A 1,224-nucleotide genomic window follows, 5' to 3' on the forward strand; every position below is an offset into this window, starting at 1 on the left:
GCTGAACGTGCGGGCTGCTTCTGGTGGCCATCCGTGGGTCGAACCCGACCGAGGGCGGGAACGGCAGCCTCAGCCGCAGCGGGGCCGGGAGCGCCCATGAACGGTCGGCACGGGCCAAAAGTGGAACAGATCGTCCCGATCTGTAACGGAACTAGCTGCCCCGACGCTATAGTTGGTAACTATTCTTTCATAGGGTTCTGGGGCCAGCATGTTCAGACCGTTTCGTCGTCGACGAGATCGCATCTACTCCCCGTTGCCGCCGCCTGCCGCCGCGCCCGACCAGGCCAAGTACGACCGCGCATGGGCCGATTACGTCGAGTGGTCGGGGTTAGACGAAGACCAACTGCCCGATAGCCTGCGGGCGAAAGACCAGTAGTAGGCGTTAGCTACTGTCGGAATGGATCAGCGGAGCGACTGAGGGCGTTGAGCTTCCGCTTGTGGTGAATGCGCTTGTGGCCCTGGCTCTCGACCCGCTTGCCTTCGGCAAAGTACGTCGATGGCATCTGCGCCGCTCTCGGTGGGCAACGCGGGGTGCTGGCTACGACGGCGTCGGAGTGGTGAGCCACCAGACGATCACGTCTCGCGTCAGGTCGCCGATGGGGCCTTCGCCCGTGGAGCCGTCGCCCCACCGGGGGAGATCCACCCAGATGCGCAGCGGCGGCCCACCGATCACGGGGACGTCCACGTGGGCGAGCGGGCGGTGCTCCGGCACGAGTTGGTACCTGTTAATCGTCCAACAGACGTGCAACGGCACGAGGCCCGTCAGGCAGGACAGTTGGCGATCGGGTTCGATCGGGGTCAGCACGCGGGTGCCGGGGGCCGCCGGGTTCCAGAACGCCGGGTCGGCTGGCCCGAGCACATCGGTCATGATCTCCGGCGTCAGTGCTCCCGCCGGGGGCGTTGGCGTGGCGGGTCCTGCGTCTGCCGGGTCGGCAAGGGCAGGGGCGGTGCCGAGCGCGGTCGCTGCAGCGGCTGCTGCCATCGTGAGGCCGAGGCGCCGGCGGGTGGGCCTGCTTCGGGAGGCCCGGCGAGGGTTGGCCCCTGCACTCAGGCCCGGCCGTGATTCGCTCCCGGTGATCCGGAGCTGGTCGATCTTTGTGGAGCGCCTGAAGCTGATCATTGATCTACTCTCGTCTGTTCTGCCGGACGCCCCACGCGTTGTGGCGACTTCGCAGGAGGTTACTAGGCCTAACGTGAGCGCGGACAACATGGGTGCATTACTGA

Annotated in this window: 1 protein-coding gene; it reads right to left on the reverse strand. The window is 66.7% G+C overall.

Features of this window, described 5'->3' with window-relative positions; all coding sequences use genetic code 11:
- Window positions 1-538 precede the first annotated feature (538 nt).
- On the reverse strand, window positions 539-982 hold the full coding sequence (locus G6027_RS18140; protein ID WP_182638336.1) for a hypothetical protein: 444 nt from the start codon (window positions 980-982) through the stop codon (window positions 539-541).
- Window positions 983-1,224: the final 242 nt, after the last annotated feature.

Origin of the sequence: Dietzia sp. SLG310A2-38A2 (assembly GCF_014145095.1) — a bacterium.
Taxonomy (GTDB): domain Bacteria; phylum Actinomycetota; class Actinomycetes; order Mycobacteriales; family Mycobacteriaceae; genus Dietzia.

Excerpts from the sequence above, each read along its gene's own strand:
- G6027_RS18140 (WP_182638336.1), bottom strand. The coding sequence starts at position 982 with ATGGCAGCAGCCGCTGCAGCGACCGCGCTCGGCACCGCCCCTGCCCTT.